The 26,564-nt window shown below is 36.7% G+C and carries 37 protein-coding genes and 1 pseudogene; 8 read left to right on the top strand and 30 right to left on the bottom strand.

Annotated elements, in window-relative coordinates:
* Nucleotide 1: 1 nt before the first annotated feature.
* From ABC228_RS01260 to ABC228_RS01230, 7 genes are all read right to left on the bottom strand, one after another.
* Nucleotides 2–958: a YqaJ viral recombinase family nuclease gene (locus ABC228_RS01260; RefSeq protein WP_345824143.1), complete on the bottom strand. Its 957-nt coding sequence runs from the start codon at nucleotides 956–958 to the stop codon at nucleotides 2–4.
* A gap of 73 nt (nucleotides 959–1,031) precedes the next feature.
* Nucleotides 1,032–1,247 (bottom strand): hypothetical protein, encoded by a 216-nt coding sequence (locus tag ABC228_RS01255; RefSeq protein ID WP_345823275.1) that lies wholly within the window; start codon nucleotides 1,245–1,247, stop codon nucleotides 1,032–1,034.
* Between the two features lie 356 nt (nucleotides 1,248–1,603).
* On the bottom strand, nucleotides 1,604–1,888 hold the full coding sequence (locus ABC228_RS01250; protein WP_345823274.1) for a hypothetical protein: 285 nt from the start codon (nucleotides 1,886–1,888) through the stop codon (nucleotides 1,604–1,606).
* Nucleotides 1,885–2,400, bottom strand: a complete 516-nt coding sequence (locus ABC228_RS01245; protein ID WP_345823273.1) for a hypothetical protein — start codon at nucleotides 2,398–2,400, stop codon at nucleotides 1,885–1,887. The genes ABC228_RS01250 and ABC228_RS01245 overlap by 4 nt, the downstream gene beginning before the upstream one ends.
* Before the next feature lie 77 nt (nucleotides 2,401–2,477).
* Nucleotides 2,478–2,786: a hypothetical protein gene (locus tag ABC228_RS01240; protein ID WP_345823272.1), complete on the bottom strand. Its 309-nt coding sequence runs from the start codon at nucleotides 2,784–2,786 to the stop codon at nucleotides 2,478–2,480.
* Nucleotides 2,786–3,484, bottom strand: a complete 699-nt coding sequence (locus tag ABC228_RS01235) for a Rha family transcriptional regulator (RefSeq protein ID WP_345823271.1) — start codon at nucleotides 3,482–3,484, stop codon at nucleotides 2,786–2,788. The genes ABC228_RS01240 and ABC228_RS01235 overlap by 1 nt, the downstream gene beginning before the upstream one ends.
* Nucleotides 3,485–3,495: 11 nt before the next feature.
* A complete protein-coding gene (locus tag ABC228_RS01230) occupies nucleotides 3,496–3,726 on the bottom strand; it encodes a helix-turn-helix domain-containing protein (protein WP_345823270.1) in 231 nt (76 codons plus the stop codon).
* Between the two features lie 158 nt (nucleotides 3,727–3,884).
* Here ABC228_RS01230 and ABC228_RS01225 point away from each other — a divergent pair, with 158 nt between their 5' ends.
* The 3 genes from ABC228_RS01225 (at nucleotide 3,885) to ABC228_RS01215 (ending at nucleotide 6,467) form a co-directional block, all read left to right on the top strand.
* Nucleotides 3,885–4,214: a helix-turn-helix domain-containing protein gene (locus ABC228_RS01225; RefSeq protein WP_345823269.1), complete on the top strand. Its 330-nt coding sequence runs from the start codon at nucleotides 3,885–3,887 to the stop codon at nucleotides 4,212–4,214.
* 66 nt (nucleotides 4,215–4,280) lie between these two features.
* A complete protein-coding gene (locus tag ABC228_RS01220) occupies nucleotides 4,281–4,886 on the top strand; it encodes an ImmA/IrrE family metallo-endopeptidase (RefSeq protein WP_345823268.1) in 606 nt (201 codons plus the stop codon).
* Between the two features lie 360 nt (nucleotides 4,887–5,246).
* Nucleotides 5,247–6,467, top strand: coding sequence for a tyrosine-type recombinase/integrase (locus ABC228_RS01215; protein WP_345823267.1), 1,221 nt, complete (start codon nucleotides 5,247–5,249; stop codon nucleotides 6,465–6,467).
* Nucleotides 6,468–6,564: 97 nt separating this feature from the next.
* Here the strand turns inward: ABC228_RS01215 and radC are convergent.
* The 7 genes and pseudogenes from radC to ABC228_RS01180 form a co-directional block, all read right to left on the bottom strand.
* Nucleotides 6,565–6,858 (bottom strand): annotated as a pseudogene (gene radC / locus ABC228_RS01210) (RadC family protein); the annotation flags it as partial.
* Between the two features lie 40 nt (nucleotides 6,859–6,898).
* Entirely contained in the window at nucleotides 6,899–7,459 is a 561-nt protein-coding gene (locus ABC228_RS01205) for a replication-relaxation family protein (protein WP_345823266.1), read from the bottom strand.
* Entirely contained in the window at nucleotides 7,456–8,613 is a 1,158-nt protein-coding gene (locus ABC228_RS01200; RefSeq protein WP_345823265.1) for an FtsK/SpoIIIE domain-containing protein, read from the bottom strand. The genes ABC228_RS01205 and ABC228_RS01200 overlap by 4 nt, the downstream gene beginning before the upstream one ends.
* Nucleotides 8,614–8,622: 9 nt before the next feature.
* Nucleotides 8,623–8,799: a hypothetical protein gene (locus ABC228_RS01195; protein WP_345823264.1), complete on the bottom strand. Its 177-nt coding sequence runs from the start codon at nucleotides 8,797–8,799 to the stop codon at nucleotides 8,623–8,625.
* A 1-nt stretch (nucleotide 8,800) separates the two neighbouring features.
* The gene (locus ABC228_RS01190; RefSeq protein ID WP_345823263.1) at nucleotides 8,801–9,103 is read right to left on the bottom strand and encodes a hypothetical protein; all 303 of its coding nucleotides are present in this window, start codon (nucleotides 9,101–9,103) and stop codon (nucleotides 8,801–8,803) included.
* 132 nt (nucleotides 9,104–9,235) lie between these two features.
* The gene (locus ABC228_RS01185) at nucleotides 9,236–9,439 is read right to left on the bottom strand and encodes a hypothetical protein (RefSeq protein WP_345823262.1); all 204 of its coding nucleotides are present in this window, start codon (nucleotides 9,437–9,439) and stop codon (nucleotides 9,236–9,238) included.
* Complete coding sequence (locus ABC228_RS01180; RefSeq protein WP_345823261.1) at nucleotides 9,427–10,218, bottom strand: ParM/StbA family protein; 792 nt, start codon at nucleotides 10,216–10,218, stop codon at nucleotides 9,427–9,429. Before ABC228_RS01180 ends, ABC228_RS01185 begins: the two co-directional genes overlap by 13 nt.
* A 321-nt stretch (nucleotides 10,219–10,539) precedes the next feature.
* On the opposite strand from ABC228_RS01180, the gene ABC228_RS01175 reads away from it, so the two are divergent.
* Genes ABC228_RS01175 through ABC228_RS01165 form a run of 3 tightly spaced genes read left to right on the top strand, consistent with a single transcriptional unit; the run spans nucleotide 10,540 to nucleotide 11,317 of the window.
* A complete protein-coding gene (locus ABC228_RS01175; RefSeq protein ID WP_345823260.1) occupies nucleotides 10,540–10,731 on the top strand; it encodes a helix-turn-helix transcriptional regulator in 192 nt (63 codons plus the stop codon).
* A gap of 12 nt (nucleotides 10,732–10,743) precedes the next feature.
* Nucleotides 10,744–10,935 carry a hypothetical protein gene (locus tag ABC228_RS01170; protein WP_345823259.1) on the top strand — a complete coding sequence of 64 codons (192 nt, stop codon included), beginning with the start codon at nucleotides 10,744–10,746 and terminating at the stop codon, nucleotides 10,933–10,935.
* 28 nt (nucleotides 10,936–10,963) lie between these two features.
* On the top strand, nucleotides 10,964–11,317 hold the full coding sequence (locus ABC228_RS01165) for a YhjD family protein (protein ID WP_345823258.1): 354 nt from the start codon (nucleotides 10,964–10,966) through the stop codon (nucleotides 11,315–11,317).
* A gap of 16 nt (nucleotides 11,318–11,333) precedes the next feature.
* Here ABC228_RS01165 and ABC228_RS01160 read toward each other — a convergent pair whose 3' ends face one another.
* Both ABC228_RS01160 and ABC228_RS01155 read right to left on the bottom strand, forming a co-directional pair.
* On the bottom strand, nucleotides 11,334–12,029 hold the full coding sequence (locus ABC228_RS01160) for an N-acetylmuramoyl-L-alanine amidase (RefSeq protein ID WP_345823257.1): 696 nt from the start codon (nucleotides 12,027–12,029) through the stop codon (nucleotides 11,334–11,336).
* Nucleotides 12,029–12,430 (bottom strand): phage holin family protein, encoded by a 402-nt coding sequence (locus ABC228_RS01155; RefSeq protein ID WP_345823256.1) that lies wholly within the window; start codon nucleotides 12,428–12,430, stop codon nucleotides 12,029–12,031. The genes ABC228_RS01160 and ABC228_RS01155 overlap by 1 nt, the downstream gene beginning before the upstream one ends.
* A 97-nt stretch (nucleotides 12,431–12,527) precedes the next feature.
* Between ABC228_RS01155 and ABC228_RS01150 the strand changes: the two genes are divergently transcribed.
* Both ABC228_RS01150 and ABC228_RS01145 read left to right on the top strand, forming a co-directional pair.
* Entirely contained in the window at nucleotides 12,528–12,668 is a 141-nt protein-coding gene (locus tag ABC228_RS01150) for a hypothetical protein (protein WP_345823255.1), read from the top strand.
* The gene (locus tag ABC228_RS01145) at nucleotides 12,661–12,924 is read left to right on the top strand and encodes a hypothetical protein (protein ID WP_345823254.1); all 264 of its coding nucleotides are present in this window, start codon (nucleotides 12,661–12,663) and stop codon (nucleotides 12,922–12,924) included. The genes ABC228_RS01150 and ABC228_RS01145 overlap by 8 nt, the downstream gene beginning before the upstream one ends.
* Here the strand turns inward: ABC228_RS01145 and ABC228_RS01140 are convergent.
* From ABC228_RS01140 to ABC228_RS01075, 14 genes are all read right to left on the bottom strand, one after another.
* Nucleotides 12,881–15,547, bottom strand: coding sequence for a hypothetical protein (locus ABC228_RS01140; RefSeq protein ID WP_345823253.1), 2,667 nt, complete (start codon nucleotides 15,545–15,547; stop codon nucleotides 12,881–12,883). The two genes, ABC228_RS01145 and ABC228_RS01140, sit on opposite strands and share 44 nt — an antisense overlap.
* An 11-nt stretch (nucleotides 15,548–15,558) precedes the next feature.
* Complete coding sequence (locus tag ABC228_RS01135) at nucleotides 15,559–16,842, bottom strand: hypothetical protein (protein WP_345823252.1); 1,284 nt, start codon at nucleotides 16,840–16,842, stop codon at nucleotides 15,559–15,561.
* Between the two features lie 15 nt (nucleotides 16,843–16,857).
* A complete protein-coding gene (locus tag ABC228_RS01130) occupies nucleotides 16,858–17,250 on the bottom strand; it encodes a hypothetical protein (protein ID WP_345823251.1) in 393 nt (130 codons plus the stop codon).
* A gap of 10 nt (nucleotides 17,251–17,260) precedes the next feature.
* Nucleotides 17,261–18,835 carry a hypothetical protein gene (locus tag ABC228_RS01125; protein WP_345823250.1) on the bottom strand — a complete coding sequence of 525 codons (1,575 nt, stop codon included), beginning with the start codon at nucleotides 18,833–18,835 and terminating at the stop codon, nucleotides 17,261–17,263.
* Entirely contained in the window at nucleotides 18,832–19,428 is a 597-nt protein-coding gene (locus tag ABC228_RS01120; RefSeq protein WP_486651789.1) for a phage adaptor protein, read from the bottom strand. Before ABC228_RS01120 ends, ABC228_RS01125 begins: the two co-directional genes overlap by 4 nt.
* A 41-nt stretch (nucleotides 19,429–19,469) precedes the next feature.
* Nucleotides 19,470–19,814 (bottom strand): hypothetical protein, encoded by a 345-nt coding sequence (locus ABC228_RS01115; RefSeq protein ID WP_345823248.1) that lies wholly within the window; start codon nucleotides 19,812–19,814, stop codon nucleotides 19,470–19,472.
* Between the two features lie 48 nt (nucleotides 19,815–19,862).
* On the bottom strand, nucleotides 19,863–20,825 hold the full coding sequence (locus ABC228_RS01110; RefSeq protein ID WP_345823247.1) for a N4-gp56 family major capsid protein: 963 nt from the start codon (nucleotides 20,823–20,825) through the stop codon (nucleotides 19,863–19,865).
* A gap of 11 nt (nucleotides 20,826–20,836) precedes the next feature.
* Nucleotides 20,837–21,802, bottom strand: coding sequence for a hypothetical protein (locus ABC228_RS01105; RefSeq protein WP_345823246.1), 966 nt, complete (start codon nucleotides 21,800–21,802; stop codon nucleotides 20,837–20,839).
* Between the two features lie 202 nt (nucleotides 21,803–22,004).
* Nucleotides 22,005–22,169 (bottom strand): hypothetical protein, encoded by a 165-nt coding sequence (locus ABC228_RS01100; protein WP_345823245.1) that lies wholly within the window; start codon nucleotides 22,167–22,169, stop codon nucleotides 22,005–22,007.
* Entirely contained in the window at nucleotides 22,169–24,070 is a 1,902-nt protein-coding gene (locus tag ABC228_RS01095; RefSeq protein ID WP_345823244.1) for a hypothetical protein, read from the bottom strand. The genes ABC228_RS01100 and ABC228_RS01095 overlap by 1 nt, the downstream gene beginning before the upstream one ends.
* A gap of 85 nt (nucleotides 24,071–24,155) precedes the next feature.
* Nucleotides 24,156–24,374: a hypothetical protein gene (locus tag ABC228_RS01090; RefSeq protein WP_345823243.1), complete on the bottom strand. Its 219-nt coding sequence runs from the start codon at nucleotides 24,372–24,374 to the stop codon at nucleotides 24,156–24,158.
* Nucleotides 24,368–25,852, bottom strand: a complete 1,485-nt coding sequence (gene terL / locus ABC228_RS01085) for a phage terminase large subunit (RefSeq protein ID WP_345823242.1) — start codon at nucleotides 25,850–25,852, stop codon at nucleotides 24,368–24,370. The genes ABC228_RS01090 and terL overlap by 7 nt, the downstream gene beginning before the upstream one ends.
* Complete coding sequence (locus ABC228_RS01080) at nucleotides 25,849–26,259, bottom strand: terminase small subunit (protein WP_345823241.1); 411 nt, start codon at nucleotides 26,257–26,259, stop codon at nucleotides 25,849–25,851. The genes terL and ABC228_RS01080 overlap by 4 nt, the downstream gene beginning before the upstream one ends.
* A complete protein-coding gene (locus ABC228_RS01075) occupies nucleotides 26,252–26,428 on the bottom strand; it encodes a YozD family protein (protein WP_345823240.1) in 177 nt (58 codons plus the stop codon). The genes ABC228_RS01080 and ABC228_RS01075 overlap by 8 nt, the downstream gene beginning before the upstream one ends.
* Between the last annotated feature and the right edge of the window lie 136 nt (nucleotides 26,429–26,564).

The following is a 26,564-nucleotide window of genomic DNA, read 5'->3' as shown; positions in this document are numbered from 1 at the left end:
TTTAACCAATCTCCTTTACATTGAATTTGCGATATGACGAAGGCTTTAATACTTGTTCATAGATGTTAGGAAAGTCATTCTTTAATCGCTTGCTATCAACACGATTAGAAGTGATTTCCTTCCAACTAACCTCATAGTTTTGAACAAATCCAACCTCAGCATCCTTCAATTCATATTTGATTTCATTTTCTGTTTGCTTCGCTAATTCCTGCAGCTGTTTGATATTAGCTTTGATTTCCTGTAAGCTGTCAAGTTTCTCCTTATAACTGAATGATAGGTCAATCGTTTTACCTTTCTCGGCTTGCTCATATCGTTCTTTTAGAAACTTTTCAGCAGCACTAGATCCATCCAGTGCAGGAGGATTTTTCTCTAATACATGATGGTTCCAGAAGTGAATTTCGGCATCGAATATCATTTTGATTAGTTCGTCATCACGCTCGATTTCTTTCCAGATGAAGCGTTGTCCACCAATTAAAACTGCAATATATGCTTTGTTATATCCTGTTACACCCAAATAGTGCTGAACTTGGACCAGATAACTATCTGGTATTTCCTCGCTCTCCCAGTCCTTCGCTAGATATACACTAGCCGTTTTACATTCCAAAATTGCATTCTCGCCTACAACTTTACGGTCAATGTTTGCCATGATGAATGGGTGCTCTGGATGTTGTAACATGAAGTTGTTTCTTCGTACTTTTTTACCTGACCTAATTTCAAACTCTTTAGCAACCATATCTTCGAGAATGTTTCCAAAGTATGCAGCTTCTCTTGCCGAATCCTCTACTATGGATTGACCGGTTTTCTCAAGCCATAATTCAAACGGCGTTTTCCATTTATTAAGACCTAGTATGATAGAGGCATCACTACCACCTATACCTTTTGTTCGTTCTTGGAGCCATTCTTGATGGCTCATTTCTACTGTACTTTTTACCACTAACTGAACCTCCCTTGTCTTTATTACAAAAATTGCTTATAATAAAGGCATAAATCTAATTTGTTACAGGTAGACCATTTGTCCGAATGGTCTATTTTTATGCAGCAATTTTGTAAGTTGCTCCATACATTTCAAGAATCTCTTTGCTCTGTGCTGTAAGTTCTTCAACTAAGAAGAAATCATCCTCAAGCACCATAATCTCCTCACCTACAAACACTTCATTCCCTAATGCATCTGTTCCATACTCTTCTCGTCTAGGACTATATGGTGGCATGCCTGTCCTTTCCATTAAAGCTACTGCCGGATGATCCATACGCTACCCTCCTTTCCTATGTATTTGACTTTTAACAGCAGGTATCGAACGCGCTGTGGGTTAGTCAACCCTTCCAGAGAAGGAACGCGGGGGATAGATGCCAGTCTAAACGCTCCTATGCTCTGGAAGGAAGGACTAAAGTCCTTGCCTTTTAAGGGGTAGAGTAGTAAAATTAAAGTAACCTCTTGTCAGGTTAGCAATTTCCCTAGATTTAATAATTCGTGTTCCCGCACGAGTTATTTTTTTGTCTTTTTTTACTCATAACTTTGTCCCTCTCAATTTAAAGTGCACTCAACTTGCTACATATTAGAAAGAACACACATGCTGCGATAAATGCTCCTACAATAAACCAATCTCTATATTTTTCTATCACTGTAGACACTCCGCATTATCTGGAATTGAATAGCATCATGATGCATTTGTTTTACAATTTCTCTGTGACGATCTACAATCTGCTTTTTATGAGCTAATTGTGACATCTCATGTAGTGACCTAGTTAAGTCAGTAGAACGATGTTTTGCTAGTTCAATATCACCCTTTTGAATATCCTTGGTAATAACTTCGAGTAAATCAACGACACACCAGTACTCTTCACTAGCTTGTTTTAAATCTTGTGGTAAAAAATGTTGATGTAATTTCATTTCACTACCTCCGTTGCTTTCCACTTTTTTAATACTTGATTGTTCATTTCTCTAGGCGAGAAATCATAAGCTTCTGATAACCTAGCACATAGGTTATAAAGTATATCTGCAGCTTCTTTCGATTCCTTATATACTTTCATTGCACTTTCTCTTTCTTGATTTGTTGCTAAATTTGGATTTCGTAAAAACCTCTCTAGCTGCATTACTTCTTCTACTTCATCAATTTCTTTTCGAGCTGCGACCATTACTGCTAAGTGATTAGAGCGATCTATAGCATCTCCACTGATAACTGGCGCTGTATATCCGTTTGAAAATTCATGAGTTATTTCCATGTTGTATGTAGCATCTTCATACACTTCTAGTGAACGCTTCGCTAAGTCTCGTTGCATATTCCGTTTACTATGCTTCATGGCTGATATGTTCGAACTGCTTGTATACAAGTCCATCGCCATTTGTTCACCAGTTAATCTCGTCCTTTCCATTAGTCCTTTAATTGCCTTGCCTACCTTCATTCATTTTTCCTCCTCATTTTGTGAAACTTACTGTATTTAGTTTTACAAGCATTGATAGTATGCTAGATTTATACCTGTTAGATTGCCTTATAAGGAAATCTCATACTAATTTCTGCCGAATTAGCCGACCAGCTTAGCCACTCAAAAAAGTCTTTAGTTATAACTCTTGGGTGACCAAGCTCCCTTGTTACTGGGAAATCAGAACGGTTGAATAGCTCATTGCATTTTGTTGGACCAATATCGACTAGTTCCATAAACTGCTTCCTCGTGAGTAATGGTGGTAGGTGTTTTTGTTGTAATTCTTGAAGCAAGACTGGCACTACTTGTTTTTTAATTTCATTTGCTAGATTTTGTATTTCTTCTTGACTGAATGTTAGTGCTGGCATTAGATCACCTCACGAATGGTTTGTTGATTATTTGCATTCTGTATCTCAATTCTTAAAGTTGTTGATGGTTGCCACATACCGATAAAACGGAGAGCATCTTCAAAATTCTTTTTAGGTAGATCACCATATCTAGGTAAACCATAGTGATTCTTAAATTCACGCCAGAACTCTGAATATGCTTTTCTGCTTAATTGTTGGTATGCAGGTGAATTCTTACCACCAAGAGTTTCAATGACAATTTGGTTAACTTTCTTACGTATGTGGAATTCCTGTCCTCCATCAATTCGCATAGTGTTTTCTAAGTTGGTATTACGCTTGTCCTGAGAAGTTAATTCATTAACTGCAACTTGTAGTATTTCTAGTTGGTTCTTAGGCTGTCTGATTTGTTTTTCCATTTCTTCAAACCTTGTTACATATTCAGTTGTAAATAAAACGCCTTTCTGTCCAGTCATTTTGTTAGCAACCATATCGCAACCCTTACGAGTGATTAGAAAACATGGTCGAGATTGGTTGTTACTATCTTTGTATGAAGACTCAATGAAAAAATCGCCCAAGTGAAAATTCCCTTCGGCTAAATATGCCGAGTATTTTCTAATGTCCTTAAGTAATTCATAATGTGGCTTTCCAACCATTGCTGAGACTTCTTGACTATTTGTTACTAGTTGACCATTGATTGGAACTACTTGTAATTGATTCATTTGATTACCTCCTAAATAGCTTTTTTATTATTGGACACTTCGTCCAAATTAGAATTAAAAAAAAGTTCATCTACTGTATGATCTAAAATATCAGCTATTTTTTTAGCTAGGACAATTCCTGGTGTTCGTTTTCCTTGCTCGATTTTATAGTAATAAGATGCTGATATTCCAATTTTGTTGGAGATTTCTTCTACATCTTTATAGCCTTTTCCAAGGCGAACATTTCTTAACTTATGTCTCATTTTCTCACCACCTTGAACTGGACGTTTTGTCTTGTTGAGTTAATATTAATGGACATTATGTCCAATGTCAACACTTTTTTACCCGTTTTGTCCAAAAATATTTAAGAATTGGACAAATAGTGTAATATATAGGTATTGAGTGTTCTGGAGGAATTAATATGGGTTTTAGTAGTAGATTAACTAGTTTAAGGAAAAATAGAGGATTGAGTAGAGATGACTTGGCAGAAAAATTAGGAGTCTCCTATTCTACTATCTCAAAATACGAGTCTGGATCAAGGGAACCCGACTTTGGAACATTGCAAAAAATATCAGATATATTTGATGTTACGACTGATTATTTGATAGGTAAGTCAAATAATACTAATACATCTGATAATAACAACAATCCAAACAGAGCCTTCCACAACTTCGAAGAGATTTCAGAACAAGAGAAAGAGTATTTAGAAGAACAACTACGAATCTTCCGCAAAATAAAAGACAACAAGTAAAGGACCTGAAAGGTTCTTTTTTATAAATCAAAAACAGAACATACATTCGTTCAATGGAGGTAATCTATGTTTGACTCTTATCAAAAAACAGAATTAGAACTAATGTTAGAAAACTTATACAAAAAACATGCCATTCTGTCTCCATCAGATTTATCAATCGAAAATGTAGCGAAGAAATTAAGAATCAACATTGTATATATGGAAGGTGCAAGAGAAGTTGCACTATGGGATGAAGATGATGCAGTAATTTTCTTAAACCCTAATAAGCCTAAAACAATAATGAGAAAAATATTCTTTCATGAACTATGCCATCCTCTTAGGCATTATGGTGATCAAGCTGGGTTTGTTGATACGTTTATTACATTGCAAGAAAGACAGGCAAATCAATTTATGTTATATGCAGCAATGCCTTTTTTCATGATAGAACAATTAGATTTGCCAATTTCTGAGGAGCATATAAGCTCTCTTTTATCCTTTACGTTTGATGTTCCCTTGCAACTTGCGAAAAAAAGAGTTGAACAAATTAAACGAAGAATTCAGCAATCTCTATACGACAATGAAATAAAGAAGCAGCAATCTAATTATGAAAAGAGTTATGATCCAGCAAATTGGTCTACGGAAACCAAAAAAATAATGAACCAATTGTATAGTCAACTTCAGGGGGCTCAATAATGAATGATTTAACAGTCTACTATGAACATATTAACAATGAGAAAGTACCAGTTTGGCTAGTTGTTGAGAATGTTGACTGATCAAACTCGAATTTATACTTATCAACAACATCTTTTCATGAATGTGATATAAGTTATTTTCATAATGAAGACCTTAAGGTTTCTGTATTATTAAGCGACTTATTATTAAATTCTGCTACAGATGATAATCATTTTGGTATAAATCTAGCAAATATTGAGGGCCGCATTATCGAACATGGTTACGACAAGAGTAATATAAACGGATTGGTAATAAGAGTTGTTGATGTAAAAGAAGTTATATATATGGATAGAGTAATAGTTTAATAAGGGAGGTATTATTATGTATTGCAGACAAATAAGGATAAAGTCCGGACAAGTTCGATGGGAATGTGTTTCTGATGGACCGCCAAAAGCAAACGGAAGCAGAAATCAAATAACCAGACGCGGTAAAACAATGAAAGAGGCAAAAGTAAAAGTTCTAGATGAGATAAAAAGACAAGAGCATACCCAAATCGATAGCAAAACTGCTAAGACCTTCTCCTTTGAATCAGTTGCCTCACAGTGGTATGACCTATACAAATTAACAGGTATAAAAAAAGGCACACTTGCGAAACGAAGAAAGGAGATTAGAATTTTAAATCGTCATTTAGGAAAATTCATTATTGGAAATATTACTCATGATTTATATCAAAAGGTTATCAACCAATTATTCGAACACTATGAAAGTACTACTTTACAAGGAATTCATAGTGCAGGAAATATGATATTTAAGTTTGCTAAGAAAAGGAAGTGGATTATTGAGAATCCAGCTTCAGAAATTGTAATGCCTAAAAAAAGAAAAACAATAGATGAAATTAAACAAGATAGTATTGAAGAAAAGTTTTTAGACCATGACGAATTAGAAGAGTTCTTACTTGCAGCTCTTAACTATGGACTAAAATACGACAAGGAAAGATTTTACACATTAGCTTTTTCTGGGGTGAGACCTGGAGAATTATGTGCTTTACAAAAACAAGATATTCTATTTGAAACAAATGAAATTGATATAGTGAAGACTCTCTATAACGAAAATAACAATATGAGGGAATATGAATTAATTCCACCCAAAACTTATAAGTCAGTTAGAACTGTGGCAATGGAAAGATATATTATGGACATGCTCAAAAAAATAATTTTGGAAAATGACAAAAGAAAAATGAAATATCGAAATAAGCAAATCACCTATTTCAATGAAACACTTGAGTATCATGATGCAGATTTTGTGTTTTCGCGTTTAAACGGCTATCCCTTTACGACTATTTCTCTAAACAATAGAATGAACCGATTATTAAAGAAAACAAAGATAAAAAAGCCAGCTACTCCCCACATTTTCCGTCATACTCATGTAAGTATGTTAGCTGAAGCTGGTGTTGATCTAGCAACTATAATGAAACGTGTAGGTCATGAAGACGCAAAAACTACAATGAAAATTTATACTCACGTTACAAATAAAATGAAAAAAGAAGCTCCCGTTAAAATATCAAATTTATACGGGAACATCTTAGAAAAAGTATCTCTATAATATTTTGTGAGGTTTCTGTGAGGTTTTTGGAATAAACCAATATTTCATTAATCTCAAACCCTTTTATATCAAGATATTATTGATTTTTTTAAAAGGATTATAAATAGCCTTTTTCTTTTAGTGAGACAAATTTCCGGTCCCCAATAATCAAATGGTCTAATAATTCTATGCCAATCATTTTTCCAGATTCAGCTAGCCTTTTGGTGACATGAATATCTTCTTGAGAGGGAGTCGGATCGCCTGAAGGGTGGTTATGGGCAACGATAATTGAGGCTGCAGAGCGTTTCACTGCTTCACGGAATACTTCTCTGGGGTGGACAATGGAGGCGTTTAGGCTACCAATAAAAATGGTTTGCCTGTGAATAATTTGATTCTTCGTGTTTAAAAACAACACCCTTTACTTATTATAAATACAAAGATAAAAGAGCAGATTATTTTCCGCTCTCTATCTTTGTTAGGAACTCATCTATACTACTTACTTGAATCACATTGACAATATCGGAATTGATTTCATATTTCTTTTCCGTAATCATTAATACATATGGCAGTTTGTCGTAATGAAAATACAATGCTTCATAACGTTTAATTTTCTTATCCATAACCTTTTGTGCATACACATTGCGTTGTACCTCTATAAAGAAAGGTTTTCCTTTTATAACAGTGTATATATCCGGTTCAGCTAATCCCTTCTTGAATTTAGGTTCTAACTCGAATGTTTTAGGCTGCAACTTTACATATATATCAACTAGCGTTAGATAATGAGGAATTTTAGTGGAGTTTTTCTTCATGGTAGATCCAGCAGGAAAATAAACGTAGGGTGAATGATGATGACTCACTTCTATTTGACCATCACGTACAAGGCGTTTTAATACCGAGTTAGCGCTGCTATAAGGGTGTTTGGTGTGTTTGAAGTATAAATCAGCTATGTTATCCCTCGACATTACTCTGAACCGTTCTAAGTCTTTTATAATGGATAAATCACGTTTCTTCATTCCTTGAACAACTCCATAATATCTGGTTCTTTTTGAAATTGAACAACATTAGATTTCTTGTATGGTTCGAGTAACTTTTTCGCTATGTTATTTTCTAATAACGGTGCTTGAATCTCTTGTAGGTGGGAATTGATTCGTAATAACATCCTACCTGGTATGTCGAGTTCTTCGCTTCCGGGAGTACCGATTATTTTAGAATTTATTTTGTCGGCAGTCTTAAATCCCATTCGTACTGTCAAATTTACTTTAAGTTTCCCATCAAGTAGCTGCGCATCTGGTCGCTGCATGGATAGAATAAGAAATACTCCTAATGACCTTCCGATACTTGATATTTCTTCTAATATATCCATAATGTCATGTTCCTTTTTTAATAGTGCTACTTCATCAATACATACGATTATATATGGTGGTTTGTTAGGTAATTCATCAATTGAGTTCACTTCTGCTTCATCTAGCATATCTCCCCTACGCATCATTTCTTTTTTTACTTTCATTAATGGTAAACCAATATCGCCTGCAGAATGATAAACCCCATCAACGTGTTCAATCTTCTTAAATAAATGAAATTCAGAACGCTTCAAATCGCCTAACAATAAACGTAATTCATCTGGATTTTTAGACTTGATTAAGGTTGTTAAAATACTACGTAACGCGCTTGATTTTCCGCTCCCTGTTTCCCCAGCTACTAGCATATGCGGATTCTCTACTAAATCAAAAGAAAACATTGAACCTTCTAACGACCTTCCGCACATAATCGGTAAACGGTGACTAAGGACTTGATAAGCATAGTTGAATTTAGTCGGTAATCCCTTTGGATATACGTTTAATATCCCCCTTTTATTTTCAACTTTTAGATCAATATAATCGTTAAAGTGTTGCTTGAATACATAAGCCTTTTTAATAAAGTCATCTGGATTCACGCCTTTTGGAATAGAGAATACAAATGTCATTTTCTTATCGTTTATTTTTGTATTAATAATGTTTGGCTTTACTTTAATCTTGCTATCCTTTTCCTTACGATATAACTCTCCATTTATAAACGCTTTCCGTAGCTTAGAGTTCTGCGTGCTTTTTTGCATTCCTTTCCATACATAAGGTGTTGAACCATAAACAATTGAGCCAATAAACGTGGTCCAAGCTATTTCTAGTATCATGTTAACCTCCTAGAAAAACGTAATAGTAATGGTGCTTGTGACATACCACACGCCACCAATAATTATGCCAATCATAATTAAATATCCAATAACCGTTAACCATTCATTTTCATAACGTGCCATAGCTAACGATAATAAACCTACTACACTCATAGTTGCCAACCCCAAAGATGCTAGTGTACTCATGTTAACCTCCTATTAATGCTAAAATGTTTTGCCATTCAGAATCAAAACCCTGTTGAATCACATCTACATAATGATTGATAAATTTGTAAGCACCATCTAAACCTAATTTGTCAGCTATCCAACTTACACCATAATCAGCTTCACAAACTAGCTGCTGAAAATCTTGTGTTGTGCAGTTGTTGTAAATTTGTTGTGAAGGTAAATCATAATCTCGCCATTCTAATTCTCCCCACCACTCATGGATGATGGTTGGATATTTTGGAACAACTTCACCCACAGGAACGCCATTAACTTTGACAAGCATCCCCCTCACACTCCCCTTTCAGTCCGTTTCGCTATCGCTCCACTTTAAACAAAATTTATTTTCCTTCTGCAATGCGTAATTCCCCTTGTACTAATGATTCATAAAAATGATTCGATAATGATTTATTAATGATTAGATAAAGGATGTTATATCGTTTGTTTTAACTTGTTCTCGCCTGTTTTCATTCATAGGAATACCTAACATATCCCTAACGATTAAGCCCTTTATATAGCCGCTAAAATTACTCTTAGAAGTGGCGTAATCAAATAACTCTTTTTGTTGTTGATCAGCAATGTTAAATGCCACTCCCTTTGTTTTCAGTTCTACCTTAACCATAACTTCTCACCTATCTTGTAATATCCGATTGCATTTGCGTACTCTGGTGTATACGACCTACCTTGAAATATTGGCGTGAATAAGGCGTATGGTAAATAGTCTTTTAGAACCTTCGCACCACCGCCCAGGATATAAATAAAATCCTTCCAGCCTAAATCAATCACGATATTTTGAATGTTAGCTGCTATTCCCTCGTAATCCTGTTCAATGTTCTCCATGCCTTGTGAAACTGTGGTACTTTGTGAGTTGATAAAACGCCCATTTATTACCGTAGCAAAGTTAATTGTTCCGCTGCCTATGTCGATTAAATGGAGTTTCGATTTCGGATTGCTTAGTGAAGCACTTCCTCCCTCTACACCAACTGCCACATCTTTAATGATGATTTCCTTCTCTTTTCCGTTAACGATTATCCTATGAACGCCATGCACCATTTCAATAATTCGTTCTTTGTCCTCGCTATGTCGGTTTATCGGTTGACCAACGACTATTTGAAAATGTTTATCTGGTAATTGGTGTAATCCGATTAATAACCGTATCAGCGCATCCTCATGTAATTTGGTATCTCCTTTACGTGTGCGATCAAGTGCTGTTTTCTCATCCCTTGCTAGTGTACCAGCTATCCCTTTTCTTCCTTTATACTCGAATAGATAATCATGCTCTCGTAGTGCGTTCGATACTTTGATTTTGCGATAAGAGATAATATCAGATGGATAACTAAACACTTTATCGGATGTGCAAATCTTTGTGTAGGCATTACCCCAATCAAAGCCTACTATCATCTTGTTCACTCCAAACTGTTTGGGTATGGAATTTCTCAAAGCAATAATCATTGAAACAATCCTCGTAACAAAAATTTCCTAATTCGGTTATCTGGTATGGATAGGATAGTTTCTTTTGGCAAAACTCACACACGGTATTCCTCCTTTACATGTGGTTTAAATCTAACCATTAGGCACTCGCCTAGATTAGATGTACTTATAATGTATGGGGGATAGCTTGTAATGTTTCGTAAAAACACGAAAAAAATATCAATTATTTTTGAAAGGGTATTCCAGAAAGGTTGTCGAATAAGGAATAAAGCACTTATAAGGGGAATAATCATGAAATCAAAAATTGGAGAATTAAGACGGAAAAATGGGTTAACTCAGCAGTATGTAGCAAGTAAAATTAATGTAAGCTATCAACGCTTAAGTGAATGGGAACACGATAAGGGGATGCCTAAATATGACAAGGCTTATGAATTAGCAAAAATTTTTAATGTAAGCATGGAAGAATTATACGAACGTAAATAATGGGGTGGTTAAATGGGATTATTATACATAATGGGGTTATTTTTGTTTGCGATTTTAATAAGTGTATCAACAAAGAAAAATACCCGTTTAAAAGAGATGGAACGATCCCTTTGGTATTATTCAGAAGGCAATAATGATAATGGTGAAAAAGCTAGGGAAGCATTACACCTTTATGGGAAAAATGGAATAAAGAGAAAATGGTAGGGAAATAAACCCCAAAGGAGAAATAGCATTGAATCATGTAGAAAAATACATCACCTACCCTATGGCCATAACCATATTTAAACAAGACATAGAGAAGTTTCAGAAAATTAAACTAGGTAACTTATATCAAGATATGTTGGAATCCATTATCGAACGGATGCAAGAAGATTTTTATAAGTTGCAGGATGAATTACGTTCGAGGTATCGTATAGATGTGCAACGGTTAGAAAACGGTAAATATAAGGTGAATGATGAAGTTTTAGAGTATACATCAGAGGAATTAAAGGAATTTACTAGTCAGTTAATGAGTGAATATTTATATGGAGATAAGGCTAGAGAATTTGAACGGAAGGATAGAGCATGGAAACCCTCTACCGATTAAGGCAGAGGGCGTTTTTTTATTTCTTATACACATCAATAAATGAATCAAAGCCTTTTTTCTTTAATTCTGCTATACGTTGCTCGGCATTGGCTCTGTCTTGGAATGAACCTGTGACAACTCGGTAGAATGTACCTTTTTCAATTTTAGGTTCTTCTTTCTTCCCAGGTGCAATATATTTAACACCTTCCTCGCGACAGATAGCCTTAACAACACATTCGTACATTCCTTCGCGATAGGATTTTGATTTCATTTTCGAGAAATTTCCGCCATCTAAGAAGTCATACTCTACGATTGTAGTACGACAATGACCAGTTTCTCGGTGCATGTAGTAATAATCCCAATTGGATTTATTTGGGTATTTGCGTTGGAATTTACGCCTTACTGGATAACCAGCCTTTTTGAATTCATCAATCAAAATATTCTCGAATTTACCATCTGCATAAATGGAGTAAATAAATTCAGCACCTTCTCCACCGCCAGCGTTAAAGTGATGTGAAATTGCTTTATCATATTTACTGACTTTAGAAGTCCGTGCGCTTTGTTCAAGTGTTACATCCTTTGAACGTGTCATGTGACTATACACGCCTAGCTCACCTAAACGCTTGTCTACATATAGACCAGCTTCTAATGTCCATTCCTTTTCTTTTTGTCCGTTAGCAACTGCACCTGGATCGCTTCCGCCATGTCCTGGGTCTTGAATATATTTAACCATTACTTATCACCCTTCCCTTTTAGTACCTCAACAGCCTTACTCAATACACTAGGTATAGGTAAGCCGATTCTTCCTGCGTTTTCCAAAATACTTAACAATTCATTTGCTAAATAAAAGAAGATAACCGCATCTCTAAACATGTGGCTATCTCCCATTGCACCATCTATTAAATGACCAACTGCTACAAGTAAGAAAATCATTACTTTCTTAGGGATACTTCTAAATCCCACGCTAGAGTTTAGTTTCCCTTCTTTTCCTGCTGCAAGAATACCTGTGATGTAATCAATTACAACAAATGTTAAAAGGATAGATAACAATTCACTCCAACCTCCCCACAGGTATCCTACCGCCCCGCCTAACCCGACTGAACCGTATTTTAATATTAAATCAAATCTCTCCATTGTTTGTCCCTCCAATAAAAAAAGACTGAATTATCAGCCTTCCCTCTTCTAAAATGTATTTACCTCCTATATAATGAGTAACAAGGAGGTGTCTGTATTGATAGAACTCATATTTAATGAGTTTAAAGCGTGGTTTTACGTTATATTTGCCGTGCTCATATTCTTCGTTGCAATGGTAATTGGTGATTTTATCACAAGTGTTATGAATAAAGTCTTTGGAGGTCGTAATCGTGAATAAAAAAACCTTTATTTCAATTCTAATTCCTGTTGTTATTATTGAAGTAGCATTAATGTTTATAACTGCTCCAACAACTTATGTCGATAAGTTTGGAATGGAAATCACAAACCCAGATTATTATGGAGTGAAAATAGTAAACCCACTTTTAAACTACCACTATATAAAGTTTGGAATTGTAATTCTTGCTACTTTTTTAATTAGTGGATTTATATTTAGTTCACTCCGCCAAAGCGACTCTGTGGTCGATTCTGATTAATTTCATTCATAGTAGGTGGTCTCATTCCTGTTTGTTGTTCAATCCAATTTATTCTATCCTGCAATCGTTGAAGTTCGTTTAATCGCTCATAGTATTCAGACTTAACAACATCATATTCTTTTAGCATGGATGAAATGCCAAGTGATGGTGTTCTAAACTTCGTGTCTTGGTTTTCTTCTCCTGGTCTTTGCAAGTAATCAAATGCATTTCGTCCAATTTGACCAGTTAAATTTTCAAGAGCATAAGCCTGTTTAGCTGGCAAACCAAAATTAACATCAGTACCTGGGATATTCATTTGTCGTTGTTGCCCTTCATAACTTTCAATCGGATTGTTATAGAAGAAGTTTCGATTTAATGTTAATTCAATAGGCAACTTTGCAAATGGCGATAAGGAATCTACAAACGTTTTACCTGGGTCAGCAACTCTTGTTAGGTCACCAACAGGAAGGTTCATACTAACAAATTGACCACTGCCATCATCTTCACCCGTTACAGGGATAGCGAATTGTTCAGTCATCCAATCAGGTATATTTTCTTCATTTATCCCCATAGACGATTGCATATTTCTTCTGAAATCATCCACTCGAATAAATTTTCTTGGATCGTTAGCAAACTGTTTCATTTGGTATGGAATGTTGTTACGCATCCAACGATAGAACGGAACTAAACGTGTCATAAATTCACGTTCAAAGTTAGTTAAGTTGTTATAATCGAATTGGGTTTGTCGCACCTTAGATGCTGCCTGTTCAGGTGACATCTTTTTCTTTTCTCTCGCCCATTTGTAAGCTGCATAACGGTTTGTCTGGTCAATAAAATCACCAAATTGTCTTGAAGTCTCAAATGGCCTTAGTATTTTTCCTGCTAACCTTTCTCCACCTGTTTTGCTTTCGTTTTTAACAAGTCGTTCAAGTTCTTGGGCCGCATCATCACCCATTCGTGCAAATTCAATTTTGCTTTGTGAATTAGCTCCTAGTCCTTGTTGGAGAAATTCATCAAACATTTGAGATGGTTTACCCAGCACCATAGCTTGGTAAACTTCTTTATCTGCTTGAGATGAGTATTTAGCTATATCCATAGCATTCATACCACCGACATAATTATTAAACTTTGCTCCTACGTCATTTCGTACGTGGTATGGTAACGAGAATAAAGCAGCACGTTTCCACCAACTTTGAGCAGTGTCAAAAGCTTTAAGAAATCCTCGCATTCCTTCATCTGTTGTCAGCCGCTGGAATTTGTCTAGTGCGGTTTTAACTGCATGAGGTACAACGTATTCTCCTCCAACTTCATCCAACATGCCCATTTCGGCTAAATCTTCATCTTTCATGAATTGATAATTTTTTGTGTTTATTTTTGTTGTGCCTTCTGGTACATTCATACCTTTTTGATACTTGATAGCGAGTGATGGGTCAGATAATACTTTCCTTCTGAAATCAACCGCATTCATGTATTCTGTTAGTTGTTTTTGTCCATAGGCAGTTGCAAAGTATGCGTTCGATTCAAATACGTTACGTCCTGCATCTCGATTAATTTCTTCTGCTGAACCAGTATACTTACGTTGTTTTAAAAACTTATCGTTAGGATTTCCAATTCCAAAGTTACCACGATCCACATTATAAACACTCTCACCTAATTCTCTTCTTCTTTTTCGTTCTTCCTTTGAAAGAATATGGCGCATATAACCCTGTAACTCATTTACGTTAATTCCCAATTCCCTAGCTTGATTACGTACTAAGTCATTCCCTCTCATTAATTCAGCAGCTGCTTGTTTCAGTTCTGGGTCGTCTGGAAGTTCCATTTTATTACGTGGAATTAGGTTTCCTGCTTCATCAAATTGTTGTAAGGAATCCTCCATAATTCGACCAACTTGTGAACCTGTTTTATATCCGCCTGCGTTCTTGGCTGCTTTCAAAATATTATTCATGTTTTGGGTGTTTTGATAGTCGATACGATTCTGTGTTTCTTGAATCATAGGTGTAAGTTTATCGTCACCTTTAACAAGCCTACCGTTTGAATCAAATTGTTGATTTCTGCCATGTCTAGTGTTAAACATTGCGTTAAACGTATTCTTTGTACCTTCTAATGCAGGTTCAATCTTACGTTGGATAGATTGCGGTGTCATGACATTAAACGCTTTTTTAGTTGCGTTGGCGCCTGTTCTAAGTCCCTTTGCAAATACACCACCAGGAATTAGCATGGTAGGGTCTGTAAGCACTTCTGCTCCAAACCCCAGTACACCATTTACAACCTTGTTATCAGTATCTACTCCTAAATTATCGAGTATATCTGTTCCTCTTGTGTTTACTTGACCGCTAAAGCCTTTCCAAAGGCTGTCGCCCAGGTCATCTCCTCCGCCATCTATTGCGGTACGGATAGCGTTACCTGGTCTATCAAGTAAATCTAAGGTATCGAAGAAAAAGTTTTGACCTTCTGGCAGATTCGTTGCTTTTTCAAACCAATTTCGATTATCTTCTTTTGGTTCAAACCCTGCATAACGTATACGAGTTTCAGCATTTTCGATTTGGCGATTGACACTACCTGTATCGTATTGATTACCAAATCGAGAACCGCCACCTCCTCCGAATCTGTTACCTTGTTTATTCTGTGCGAATCTGTTTACCATCTAATCACCCTTTATAATCCTGCGCCATATGGAAGGTAGTTACTGAACCCATCCATTGAAATGTCATCCCATGTTTTGGGGGTAGACTTATTGTTATTATTAGAACCACCAGGAGTACGCAATGAATTCAAGTAGTTTTCTAATTGATCTGCTTCAGATTCATCATATAGCATTCCGTTTGCATATTGGGTGTTTACAAACGAGCGAATATCTTGTGCGCTAGCACTTCCTAAATCTCCGCCAAATTGTGATTGGAATACTTCTAAATCACGTTGTCCGAGTCCTCCGTTTGACTGCAACCCACTTACATTACTTCCTGCTCTACCTTTAGATGCACTAGCAGCGAATTGTTTCTCAGCCATAGCATTCTCCCATGCTTGTTGCTGTTGTTGTGCTTGGAATCGTCTTTGTGCGAGTGCTTGGGATGCAGCTGCCCTGGCCGAAGCCGCCGCTGCTTGTTGTTTTTGGAAGTTGAATTGTTCCATTTGGAAGTCTTTCGCCCATTGTCGTTCGAGTGCATCATCCACTAATTGGCGTACCTTGTCTGGTGCTTGTTCACGCATCATATTCAGTGTACTCATGGCTTGTTCACGTGACATACTAATTTGGCTCAGTGCTCGTTCTCTTGCTAATTGATTACTTTGTTCAATCTCTGCGTTACGTGAGCCTATTTCAGATTGAAGGTTACCTGTTGCTTGTTGGGTAGCACGTTGATTTTGTGCAAGGAAGTAATCTGTACCACCGCTATATGTCATACCTCGTCTGTTCATCCAGTTAATCGTGTCTTGGTCAGCAACTACTTTTTGGTCTTGCAACTGTGCGATTTGATTAGACAAGTACTCGTTATTACGGTCAATCGTTGCTCGTCCGCTTGCTTCTAGTCGAGAGATTTCGTCATTGATACCTTTTTCATTACGTTGCAATTCATCACGTAATTGTTTTTCGTAGCGATCTAATTCGTTCTGGATTTGTTTCTCGAACTTATTTCGATATTCCTTCTCATGGTTCTTCTGATTTTGTTCCATGGTTGGCGTACCACCAGCAGCTGCGCCTACCGCACCACCTCCGCCACCAGATGAACCACCGCTTGAAGGTGTACTTGTTTTCGGAGTGCTTGTTTTTGGTTTGCTACTAGCCTTTTTAAACCCTTCTGTAATACCAATTAATCCCCCGACTGCTTGTGTTGGCATAGAACCTGGTGCGGTTTTCATTTGTGGAGATTTAGTTGATTTGGAATTTTTGTCTTTCTTTTTTCCGCCACTTGTATTCATTAATTGATAACTTGATACTGCCATGTTTTCACTCCTTTCTTATTTCCATCTTCCGATAGCTGTATAGTTAACTTTCAAATCTGTAGCCCCTGCAACATCATTACGGACATATAAGTTAAATGATGCATTAGCTACTGTCCCAGCTGCAGTCATCCTTAAATTAGGCACTCCTGTTTCTAGATTGGTTGTTATAGAAGGCTTATCACTAAAAGGAAGTGGAAACGTGACAGGATGAGTAACTACATCACTTCCGTTGGAGGAAACAATTGCAGTGCCATAGTAAATTTGAAGTCCGCTATCAAATCTCCAACATTCCCCTTGTGAATCGCTTGTAACTTTTGGAAGCGATTCATCGTATTGCGTTTGAACATGATTACCCCAAGCAGGATCCATAATATCGCCAGCGTTAACTAGTTGTTTTTCGTATGCCATTTCAACCCTCCTAATAAGGTCGCATAGCGCGAACTTCTAATGTGATGTTGTATATTTCAATCGGTTCATCACGATTGTTAGATATTTTTATTTGCAGATACTTCCCTTTTTGGAAGAATCGAATCCGTTTTGCATAGTTTACGTAGTGTGTGAGATTGATAGATGGCCATTGTGTTTGTCCCCATACTGTATCGCCCCACACCATCATTTCTGTTTTTAACTGACCATTAAGAATCATTTTGGAATCGTATGTGTTTAACTCTAAATCAACCGTTGATTTATGAAACTGTTGCTTAGCTTCTACGATAACAACATCCCAAAAGTGGTCGAATCCCGTTACTGCTGGTGTGAGTAGGTTAGAATACCAATACATATTAATTGGTGTTCCTGTTGTACGGTTCTTATCATCCCAATCACTAAATAATGAATCGTCAATTTCTTTTACATGACCAGAATCACTAGCAAATAGAAACATATCACTATTATCAAAGAAAGCATGTGCATCTATATTGTTAATGAAATACCAGTTGCTAAATACTGTGTCGAATACTAATCCTTCCCACTTGTCACCCTTTGGGTAGATAAGCCAGTATTTATCATCATAAAAATGCGCTACCGCTCGTTGCCATTCTTCCTTCGTAACACCTAGCTCTTTCCAATCAATTTGAGTACGTGACACGCTTCTAGTTGAGTATCTAGCTTGGCTATCAATCAACACTGTATCAATCGTATATACCGCTTGTATGCCATTATCAGATAGATAGAATATCTCTTGTTTACCATCCGGGAACGTTACTTGTTGTACTGTTTTAGGATTGATACACCCTTCCTCTGTGGAAAGGAAGTCTTGTTGCCAGTTTTCAATATCTTGACCGAATAGAACTGCTAATGAGTTGCGCAAGAACACTAGTAATGCTCCACGATAAGTTACGCATGTTTGGATGTAGTCGCCTTTACGCACAAAGCGTATGAAGTCTGTTTGTGGGAAGTAATCGTAATAACCTACTTTGGAGTGCCATATCGTATCTGAACCATCCCATACAACAACCCTTGCACCATGCACTAAGCATCCAATCGGTTTATGATTGGCGTTAATATCGTTTAGATCATTCTTAGGGAGTGGGTCGGCATCATCCGCAGCAGGAACGATTTCTTTTACATCTGTTCCGTCGTAATATTTAAGATTACCGCCATCCGCAATGATGAGAACCTCTTGACCGTTTTCATCCTTGAATTGCGCTTGGTCTACTTCACTACTGGACAATGTTCCGGTCTTGGCGGTTAGTGTATCACCTGTTAATTCAAATAATTGATTGTTTGATACTGCCATTACATGGTCCTGTTTAGTTTTACGATAACTAAATATGCCAGTTATTGGAGTTGCCAACGCACTTGCGGTTACGGGTATTGTTCCGGGTCTCTTTGCTAAACTCCCTAGGCTTCCAGGTAATCCATTCATCACCTTTAGGGCCTCTGTATTTTTTAATTCAGAAAAGGCTAGCGCAGTGTTCACACCATCAAATTTGGCTATTTGCATTGTTTGGGTAGCTGTGCCACCTATATCCATTTGACCTATTGGAATCACCACCTAGCTTTATGATTTGCTCGTCTACCTATACTAGCTTTATTCATGAACATATCATCAACGAATTGAGATTGTCCGTATTGATTATTATTCATTAATGCAAAACTGATTGCCTTGTAACATAATGCAGTTTCTGCCACTGTCGGTATTTCTGGTTTATCGCCTTCGTTTGCTAGACTTAGTTGGTTAGGGTAACGTATATACCTTAATTGGAATGTGCGTGGCGCTTTCATTAAAGGAAATGTGATAACAAACTTACTTCCTCTTTGCATTATTTCGTATCCTGGTCTATATGTTTGTGAACCAGAAATATCAATGCCGTTATTACGATAGGCGGGTATTAGTTGATTCTGTTCATCCTTTAATTCAACTAATGAGTAATAATTTTCGGGTAAATCGTATTCATTTACTCCATCTATAAACTCAATGGAAATATCTTCATTAATTTCTAAGTCTTCCACCATAGAGAATAAAGCTTCATTAAAAAAATCAATCCACAATTCATCACTTTCAATACCAGAGTTGTTATATTGATTTATGCTCTTCGCTCTATTTACTAATTGTCTTACAGTTGATAGGCCTATTGAAAACACCTCCAATATAAAAAAAGAAGAGGATACATTAAATTCCTCTTCTAATACACTTTCAATTCTTTGTTGATACTTTGTTCAATGCGCTTGTTTGCTGCTTTTGTTTTTTGATAACTCTCTTTCCAGATATCACGAATTACCACAGGGACCATAAACTCTTTTCCTCTTGGAACTGCATAGATAATTCCATTCCAACCGATAGGAACAACTTCGTTTGGGTTGTTCGGGTCTTCTGGGATTTCTAAAGGTACTTTTTTCATTTTTTCCAACTTAGCTTTTAAACTTTTTTCATTTTGATTAATTTCTTTTTCTAAGCTTTTTTCATCTTTAACTTCTACTTCTTTATTTTCTTTAACTTCTACTTCTTTATTTTCTTTTTTTGCCGCCATTTGGTTTCCTCCTAAATATTAAAGGGGGAATAACTCCCCCTTAGTTAATTAAACTGATGCCCCAGATTCATAACGAACGATACATAATTCATTTAAACGAACTGAAGTAAATGCTGCTTTCCAAGCCACTGTATTGAACTGGTTTAGTGGGTCAGATAAACCACCGCTACCTGCAGGGTGTACAATGATTTCAGGTTTAGAAGAACCTTCCACATCAGGTACACCATAAGCACCTTTACCAAGGAAGATAGTACCGTAAACGTCAGCTCCAGTAGCACCTTCGCCAGCAAATTTCACGCCCATATCTACCTCTTTGAAATAAATCCCGTACATTTTACCAAGAATACCGTTTTCACGATTCTTTGTGTCAACATAAGTGTTTTGGTCTTTCCACTCTTGCGTTTGCATTAAATCAGTCGCAACGTCAGTGTGAACTAAAGCCAAGTAACCTTTTCCACCACCAGGTAATGAAATAGGCTTAACTTTGTTACGTTTTAGAGTACGTCTTGCGCGTAGAATGTCTAATGCATTGATTTTGTCAGTTGGACCAAGTTCAACACGAGCGGACTTAGAGTTGGCATAAAGAACGTTAGTTCCAGATGCAACGATATCACGAATGATGGAGTCAATAGATTCCCCAGCGTTTTCACCCATTAATTCAGCAGTTTCAGTTAGTAATGGGTCAAGACCTACAAGATCAATAAAATCTGAAATCTTAGTCCAGTTACCGTATTGTTTAACAGTTGCAGAAATAGCAGTAATATCCAGGTTTACACCATCAGGAGTTACACCCTCTGTTAATTCTGTTGTGCTTACCGCAAGACTATTTAAACGTCTGAATTGCGTAGTGGCACCCTTACGCTTTGGAATGTTTTTCTTTTCACCATATTTATACCAATCTAGTTCCGGAATTAGTCTGTCTAGCATTGCTGTTTGATAGAATGTTGCTTGCTCTGCGGTTAACGCATTAACGCCAGTAGTAGCGTTATAACCTTGTACTGATGTTGCCATTTAATCATCTCCTATAAATGTTTTAATTCTCCACGTTTTACTTTTTCAATAATCTCTCGTTGTTGTTTTTTGGACATTTGAGAGAATCCAACTTGTTCCATGCCTTCTTCTTGTCCTAATGCTCCAGTAGAAGAAGCTTTGTTCTTTTGAATATTCTTTATGGTTTCTGCTTCAATTTCCTTCTGTTTCTTAGCATTATCCTCATTAATCTTAGCTATCTTCTTGTCAGCAAGTTCACCCTTGGCAATACGTTTTAGAACTTCAACAGTTAACCCTTCTTCTTCCGCTTGTTTTCGTAGATTAGAAAGGTATTCATCATCTGCTAAATCCTCATACTCTGCCTTTAATTCACTCTCTAACTTAGATAGCTCGGTATCTAGTACAGTTGAATTGTACTTACCGTTTACATCTTCTAACTGATCTTTTAATCGTGCGTTCTCTAGTATCAAGTGATTAATATATCGACCACTCGATGACTCGTTTATCACTTTGTCTAAGGGTTCTAACGGTAACACGCTCGTTTTCTCCCACTCATTAAGAACGTTCATTATCTGTTCTTTTAGATATGGGTTATTAGTCCAGTATTCCATCCATTTTTGAGTTGGTTCATACTCTTCTTGCTGTGCTTCAAATTGCTTTTTCTCGTCAGCTAACTCTTGCATTTTTCGAGTATAATTTTCACCTTTAGAATAATTTTCTTTTAGGTCATCGATGGAGACTTCTCTTTCTTCCCCATCAACCTTAACAGTGAATAATTCAGATTCTTGCGCGCTTTCTTCCTCTGTTTCTTCACCTGTTTCATTGTCTGTTTCAGACTCAGATTCCCTTGTGGGTTGATCGTCAACGTCGTATTCAGAAGCCTTCACCTGTTTTATTTGTTCACGTATTTCATCTATGTTAGGTTCACTAGGTTCAGGTGGAGATTCAATCTCCTGTACTTCTTCAACTTTTTCAACAGACTCTTGTATTTCTTCCATTTCAATTCTCCTCTCGAATCCCGTTTGGGTTGTTCGATATAATAAGACAGTTTAACGACTTATCTAGGTCGAGATATAATGACCACCTATCCTTTCTCCTTTAGTAAGGTAAATGACCATTAAAAAACGCCTAACGCTTGTCAGTTAGACGTGTAAATCCCCAAGGGATAATTCCCTTCGGGTAGGTTAACATAAATTGGCTTCATTTTAATTTTTCTAGTAAGTCAAATTTAAGTCTCAATGCTTGAATGTAATCAGAATGATTCATGTTATTTAAATCATTGTTGGTTACTTTTTCAATATGCTTAATAAAGGCTTCTGTCTTGGTATACAACTCTTGATAATGATTTCTATATTGTTTTGACATTAAACCATTCCATTGGGTTGTTGTGGTGCTTGCTGCATAGGTTGTTGTGGTTGCCCTTGTGATAGTCCACCTTGACCTATTTCTTGCATTAGTTGTAACAATGCTAAATCATCTAGTTGTGCTGCTTCGTGTCCACTTTCTACTAACATCTGTCTAAACTGGTCAACCATAGCCTGTAGCTGTGGGTCTAGTCCGCCTTGTTGTGGTTGACTTTGTGGCATTAGTGCGCTTTGTTGCATAGGTTGTGCTTGTGGTACTTGTGGCATTCCTCCGGCTTGTGGTAATGGTGGCAATTGCGCCATTGTCATTCCCCTTTCTTCTAGTCGTTTTAATAATCTATCTTTAAATGGAATTACATTCTGTGGTGCAAACTCTAAATAATCCTCAAGTGTGATGTGTTGTCCATCAAATAGCTTATCTAGAGAAGCCATCATAAGTTCTTCTGAATAGTTAGATGATGGTCCAATATCTATTTTCAAGTACATTGGAGTGTCTTTGTATTCTGTACCCTTGAAATCCCTAGCTTCTAGTTTTCCTTCATCATCTTCAACATTTATCTTTCTAGTTGTGTTGTACTTGGTTTTCCAAAATTCCGCCCAAATGTTCCCTACATCTTCCATAGCACGATAGAACCGCTTCTTAATTGATTCAATCGGAACGCCAGAAGCTTTTTGCAATAACATGATGGCGGTAGCGTTATAGTCGCCAGAGCCAACTTCACCAGTAGAAACATCAGTTGCAGAAGCTAATGTTTTAGTATGGTCCATAAATGCTTCTAATAGTTCTCCTGCTAACTTGTCAACTTTACCAGGAACAAGATATCTTACACCTTCGACACCTGGTGGAGAGCTATCTTCAATAGGCTCACTAGGATCGTTGTTAATCTTTCTTGGATTTACCGCACCCGTTTTATATACCAACTTAGGCCATCCAGTTAATTGAACACTTAATAATTGCATAGCCATTAAGAAGTTAATCCCTTTTTGGTTTGGTATCAATCCTTCAGTATCACCAATACCAAAGATAGACTTCTTTCTACGTTCATATTGCATTACCGCAACAGGGTATAAAGTTAGTTCAGTATCGGTCTTATCTTTAATAACAATACTGGAACATACTTTAGTAAAGAAAACCTTACCATCTTCTTTCCAATACTTTGTTAGAATGGTTGTCTTGTCTGTTCCCTTTACTTCAATTTGCGCGTTATCGTATCCTTCATCCTGTGTATCGTTATCTGATTTGATTTGTAAGATAAGTTCTTCTTTCACACCGTTATCCTTAGCTTGCTTCCTTACGCTCTTTACTGTGTCTCGACTTGAAATGATGATATATGGTTGCTTTTGAACGTCTCTTTGCTGGGGATTGCCAAAGAATATATTTATTGGGTCGATAGTTTCTCCACACAATTCACCTATATATGGTTGAGTAATTCCACCTTCAACGGAATCATCCCAGTAGTAATGCCATATGCCTGTACCTAAACTAGATCCACTTTCCAACGCTTCTTCATTCAACCTGTCTTGCTTCACGTTTTCCCATGTTGTATCGCTATATCGAGTAAATAAGTCAGCACCCTCAACAGCCTTCTTCAATTCCTCGTTTTCTTCATCTTCAATATGTTCTTGTGGAGTGAATATCATCTTGATGTTCTCATTCATGACAGTTGATACTTTGTGGTTCTGAATGTACTTTATTACATTAAACACAGGTCTCGGTAAGTGTTTAGTTTTCTCTGTAGCTTTTGGCCACTGATCCCCTGCTTTAAAACGTTCATACTCTGGCCATTTATCTATAAATCCCATTTGGCGTTTGTATTGTAAGCCTTCTTGGTATTCCTCTTCTACTTTAGTTGCACTTACTTGGCTTTTTACTTCATCCTGGACTTTTTCTTCTTGTTCCATCTAATCACCTACTCTCAATTAAAGGTATCTCAATGAAAAACTTCTCTTTCAATCTTCTAATGATTCGTTCCATCAAGTTCATATACTATCCTTCCTTTTTTTCTGCGCCATTTATCCACTCACTTAACATAGAAGCTAACTCTGTGTTTTCCTGTGGTTCTTCTTGTTCTTCTTCTTCATCCGCTTCTTTGTGAATTATTTTAGGCTCTTCTGTTCCCAAGCCTACCTTTACCCCTTTTAACGTAAAATAACCCGTTACAAACGCTGTAACAGGTACACAAATTGCTAGTATTAATGCTACCATTCTACAAATCCTCCTTCGCCTTCATTCTCACTTTGGAATGGGAATGGAAGTGGTTTTTCTTTTGGTGGTGGCAATTCTCCATAGTAGTAATATAATCTATTTAAAGCTTGTGACATGGCATCTACTTGGTCGTCATGCTTCCCGCTAGGGAATGAAGCACACTCTTCTACAAAATCATGGATCCATTTTGTTCTAGGAATATACACATTACCAGCTTCGATATAAGGCGTTACCGCATTTACCCTTGCCACTTTCCCACCATCTGGTTTAACTGGAATAATACCCGGTAACTTATTAGCTAGCATGGATATAATTGCAGGACCATTTGCTTTGTCCTCGATAAAGATTCCTCTAACATCCGAATGTTTCGCTCTCATATTTTGAATTGCTTGTATAGTTGCGGTAAAATCCATTCTAGCTTTGGTCTGGTCAATTAAGAATGAGTTAACTCCGCTTTTCCCCCATACTTGAATAGATACAAAATCATTATCATCACCATCTTTGAATGTTGCATCTATACTCATAATCTTGATAGCAACTGGAGGCAGTTTGTTTTCATCATAATACTTCCACCAATGCCTTTTTATGATATTACCCTCTTGTGAAGTAGGTCTGCCTTGGTATAATGAGTTAAATGAAGAAGGATAACGTTTCCTTTCCTCGATAAACTTATACCCGTATCTCTCTTCCCATAATGGTTCGCCTATACTTCTACCTAATAGATCGTCTTTCTCCGCTTCTAATGGGAAGTTGTATACTTGCCAATCTAAAGGTTCGCCATATTCTGAACTAAGAAGCCTACCCTGTAAATCATCTTCATGCCATCTTGTTAGAATTAGGATAACAACTGCGCCAGGATGTAAACGTGAACTAAATGAATCCACCCATTCACCCCATATCTTTTCTCGGTGCGTTTCGCTATCCGCTTCTTCCCTGTTCTTGATAGGGTCATCAATAATCATAAGGTCAGCACCTTGACCAGTTATTCCAGATAAAACACCTCGGCTAATCATTCCGCCGATATTATTAGATAAATTCCATTCATCAGCAGCACTGCTGTCCTTAGATAACTCAATATTGAACAACTCTTTGCCAAATTGTCTTACTTTTTCCTTGTTCTTTTTCCCAAACTTCCGAGCGAAAGTGTCATTGTAAGATATCTCGATTACTCTGTCCTCTGGGAATTGCCCTAAATAATAACTCGGTAGAGTTTCGGTTATTGTCATAGATTTACTATGTCTCGGAGGCATATTCAAAGCTATATATTGATTCTCTGTAGGAATAACCCCTTCACGCATTTGTTGTTTCTTATCAATTGCGTGTTGAATAATTCTAGCGATAAATTCAGTATGTGGAGCTTTCTTATATCTTCCTTCATGAGAATAAACGACATACTCTATATAATCACTTCTTGCATTCTCTTTTTGTTCTGCTTTCAAGAGATATTCAAGTTCCATTAATTCTTTATCTGTAATCATTGCTCTAACTTCGCTTTCAACTCTTTAATCCGCTTCATTCGTTGTTCTGGAGTTAATTCAGTTACAGTATTATGAATTTCACCACTGTGCTCTTGTTTATCAATAAAAGCAGCATTAGTCTTGGCTATATACTCAGATGCTTTTAAACGGTCTTTTAAATCACGTTGTTCATCACGCAAGGTATTAGTCCAAAATTGTTTTACTTCTTCCATATCAGCTATTCTATTGCTTTCTAGTCGCTTGTTCCGTTCTTCGATATATTTTCTTATTGTAGTATTTTGTAGTAATTTTGTTGTATTACCTCTAGCGCTATAGCCTGCTTTTTTTGCACTCTCTTCTGCATTACCACTAGCTATATAATAATCAGCAAATCGTTTCTGTTTCTCGGTAAGTTTCAACTCATTCACCTTCCTCCTCATCAAACAAATCCATAAAGTCAACTAGTATTCCTAATTCCTTTAAATAATCAAAGAATACCTGGCATATGATTTCTAATTCTCTTTCCTCTGGTACACATCCATGTTTAATTAGATTCTCGTATATAAAGTTACGTATATCATCATCTGTTATGAACATGGGAATCACCTACACAAGTTTCAGACTATTTGTGATATAATAAAAATGTCACTTTATTTAGCGACTACACTATTTAAGGAGGTGATCGCTATGCTACTTATTGACTCAGTAGCAGAAGGAGTGACATATGAATGGA

Origin of the sequence: Ornithinibacillus xuwenensis (genome assembly GCF_039614845.1) — a bacterium.
Classification (GTDB): domain Bacteria; phylum Bacillota; class Bacilli; order Bacillales; family Amphibacillaceae; genus Ornithinibacillus; species Ornithinibacillus xuwenensis.
Note: the sequence above shows the minus strand (reverse complement) of the source record. Positions and strands in the feature narration are given on the sequence as shown.

Bases quoted from the DNA above. Each gene is read 5' to 3' on its own strand.
- ABC228_RS01240 (WP_345823272.1), bottom strand. From the start codon at position 2,786: ATGCCAGCACTAACATTCAGTCAAGAAGAAATACAAAATCTAGCAAAT.
- ABC228_RS01215 (WP_345823267.1), top strand. From the start codon at position 5,247: ATGTATTGCAGACAAATAAGGATAAAGTCCGGACAAGTTCGATGGGAA.
- ABC228_RS01100 (WP_345823245.1), bottom strand. From the start codon at position 22,169: ATGTCAAAACAATATAGAAATCATTATCAAGAGTTGTATACCAAGACA.
- ABC228_RS01180 (WP_345823261.1), bottom strand. From the start codon at position 10,218: ATGATAGTAGGCTTTGATTGGGGTAATGCCTACACAAAGATTTGCACA.
- ABC228_RS01155 (WP_345823256.1), bottom strand. From the start codon at position 12,430: ATGGAGAGATTTGATTTAATATTAAAATACGGTTCAGTCGGGTTAGGC.
- ABC228_RS01230 (WP_345823270.1), bottom strand. From the start codon at position 3,726: ATGAGACATAAGTTAAGAAATGTTCGCCTTGGAAAAGGCTATAAAGAT.
- ABC228_RS01190 (WP_345823263.1), bottom strand. From the start codon at position 9,103: ATGCTTGTCAAAGTTAATGGCGTTCCTGTGGGTGAAGTTGTTCCAAAA.
- ABC228_RS01185 (WP_345823262.1), bottom strand. From the start codon at position 9,439: ATGGTTAAGGTAGAACTGAAAACAAAGGGAGTGGCATTTAACATTGCT.
- ABC228_RS01225 (WP_345823269.1), top strand. From the start codon at position 3,885: ATGGGTTTTAGTAGTAGATTAACTAGTTTAAGGAAAAATAGAGGATTG.
- ABC228_RS01105 (WP_345823246.1), bottom strand. From the start codon at position 21,802: ATGGAAGAAATACAAGAGTCTGTTGAAAAAGTTGAAGAAGTACAGGAG.
- ABC228_RS01250 (WP_345823274.1), bottom strand. From the start codon at position 1,888: ATGAAATTACATCAACATTTTTTACCACAAGATTTAAAACAAGCTAGT.
- ABC228_RS01220 (WP_345823268.1), top strand. From the start codon at position 4,281: ATGTTTGACTCTTATCAAAAAACAGAATTAGAACTAATGTTAGAAAAC.
- ABC228_RS01255 (WP_345823275.1), bottom strand. From the start codon at position 1,247: ATGGATCATCCGGCAGTAGCTTTAATGGAAAGGACAGGCATGCCACCA.
- ABC228_RS01175 (WP_345823260.1), top strand. From the start codon at position 10,540: ATGAAATCAAAAATTGGAGAATTAAGACGGAAAAATGGGTTAACTCAG.
- ABC228_RS01140 (WP_345823253.1), bottom strand. From the start codon at position 15,547: ATGGTAAACAGATTCGCACAGAATAAACAAGGTAACAGATTCGGAGGA.
- ABC228_RS01130 (WP_345823251.1), bottom strand. From the start codon at position 17,250: ATGGCATACGAAAAACAACTAGTTAACGCTGGCGATATTATGGATCCT.
- ABC228_RS01200 (WP_345823265.1), bottom strand. From the start codon at position 8,613: ATGATACTAGAAATAGCTTGGACCACGTTTATTGGCTCAATTGTTTAT.
- ABC228_RS01075 (WP_345823240.1), bottom strand. From the start codon at position 26,428: ATGTTCATAACAGATGATGATATACGTAACTTTATATACGAGAATCTA.
- ABC228_RS01110 (WP_345823247.1), bottom strand. From the start codon at position 20,825: ATGGCAACATCAGTACAAGGTTATAACGCTACTACTGGCGTTAATGCG.
- terL (WP_345823242.1), bottom strand. From the start codon at position 25,852: ATGATTACAGATAAAGAATTAATGGAACTTGAATATCTCTTGAAAGCA.
- ABC228_RS01135 (WP_345823252.1), bottom strand. From the start codon at position 16,842: ATGGCAGTATCAAGTTATCAATTAATGAATACAAGTGGCGGAAAAAAG.
- ABC228_RS01160 (WP_345823257.1), bottom strand. From the start codon at position 12,029: ATGGTTAAATATATTCAAGACCCAGGACATGGCGGAAGCGATCCAGGT.
- ABC228_RS01235 (WP_345823271.1), bottom strand. From the start codon at position 3,484: ATGAATCAATTACAAGTAGTTCCAATCAATGGTCAACTAGTAACAAAT.
- ABC228_RS01090 (WP_345823243.1), bottom strand. From the start codon at position 24,374: ATGGTAGCATTAATACTAGCAATTTGTGTACCTGTTACAGCGTTTGTA.
- ABC228_RS01195 (WP_345823264.1), bottom strand. From the start codon at position 8,799: ATGAGTACACTAGCATCTTTGGGGTTGGCAACTATGAGTGTAGTAGGT.
- ABC228_RS01245 (WP_345823273.1), bottom strand. From the start codon at position 2,400: ATGAAGGTAGGCAAGGCAATTAAAGGACTAATGGAAAGGACGAGATTA.
- ABC228_RS01095 (WP_345823244.1), bottom strand. From the start codon at position 24,070: ATGGAACAAGAAGAAAAAGTCCAGGATGAAGTAAAAAGCCAAGTAAGT.
- ABC228_RS01115 (WP_345823248.1), bottom strand. From the start codon at position 19,814: ATGGCGGCAAAAAAAGAAAATAAAGAAGTAGAAGTTAAAGAAAATAAA.
- ABC228_RS01205 (WP_345823266.1), bottom strand. From the start codon at position 7,459: ATGAAGAAACGTGATTTATCCATTATAAAAGACTTAGAACGGTTCAGA.
- ABC228_RS01170 (WP_345823259.1), top strand. From the start codon at position 10,744: ATGGGATTATTATACATAATGGGGTTATTTTTGTTTGCGATTTTAATA.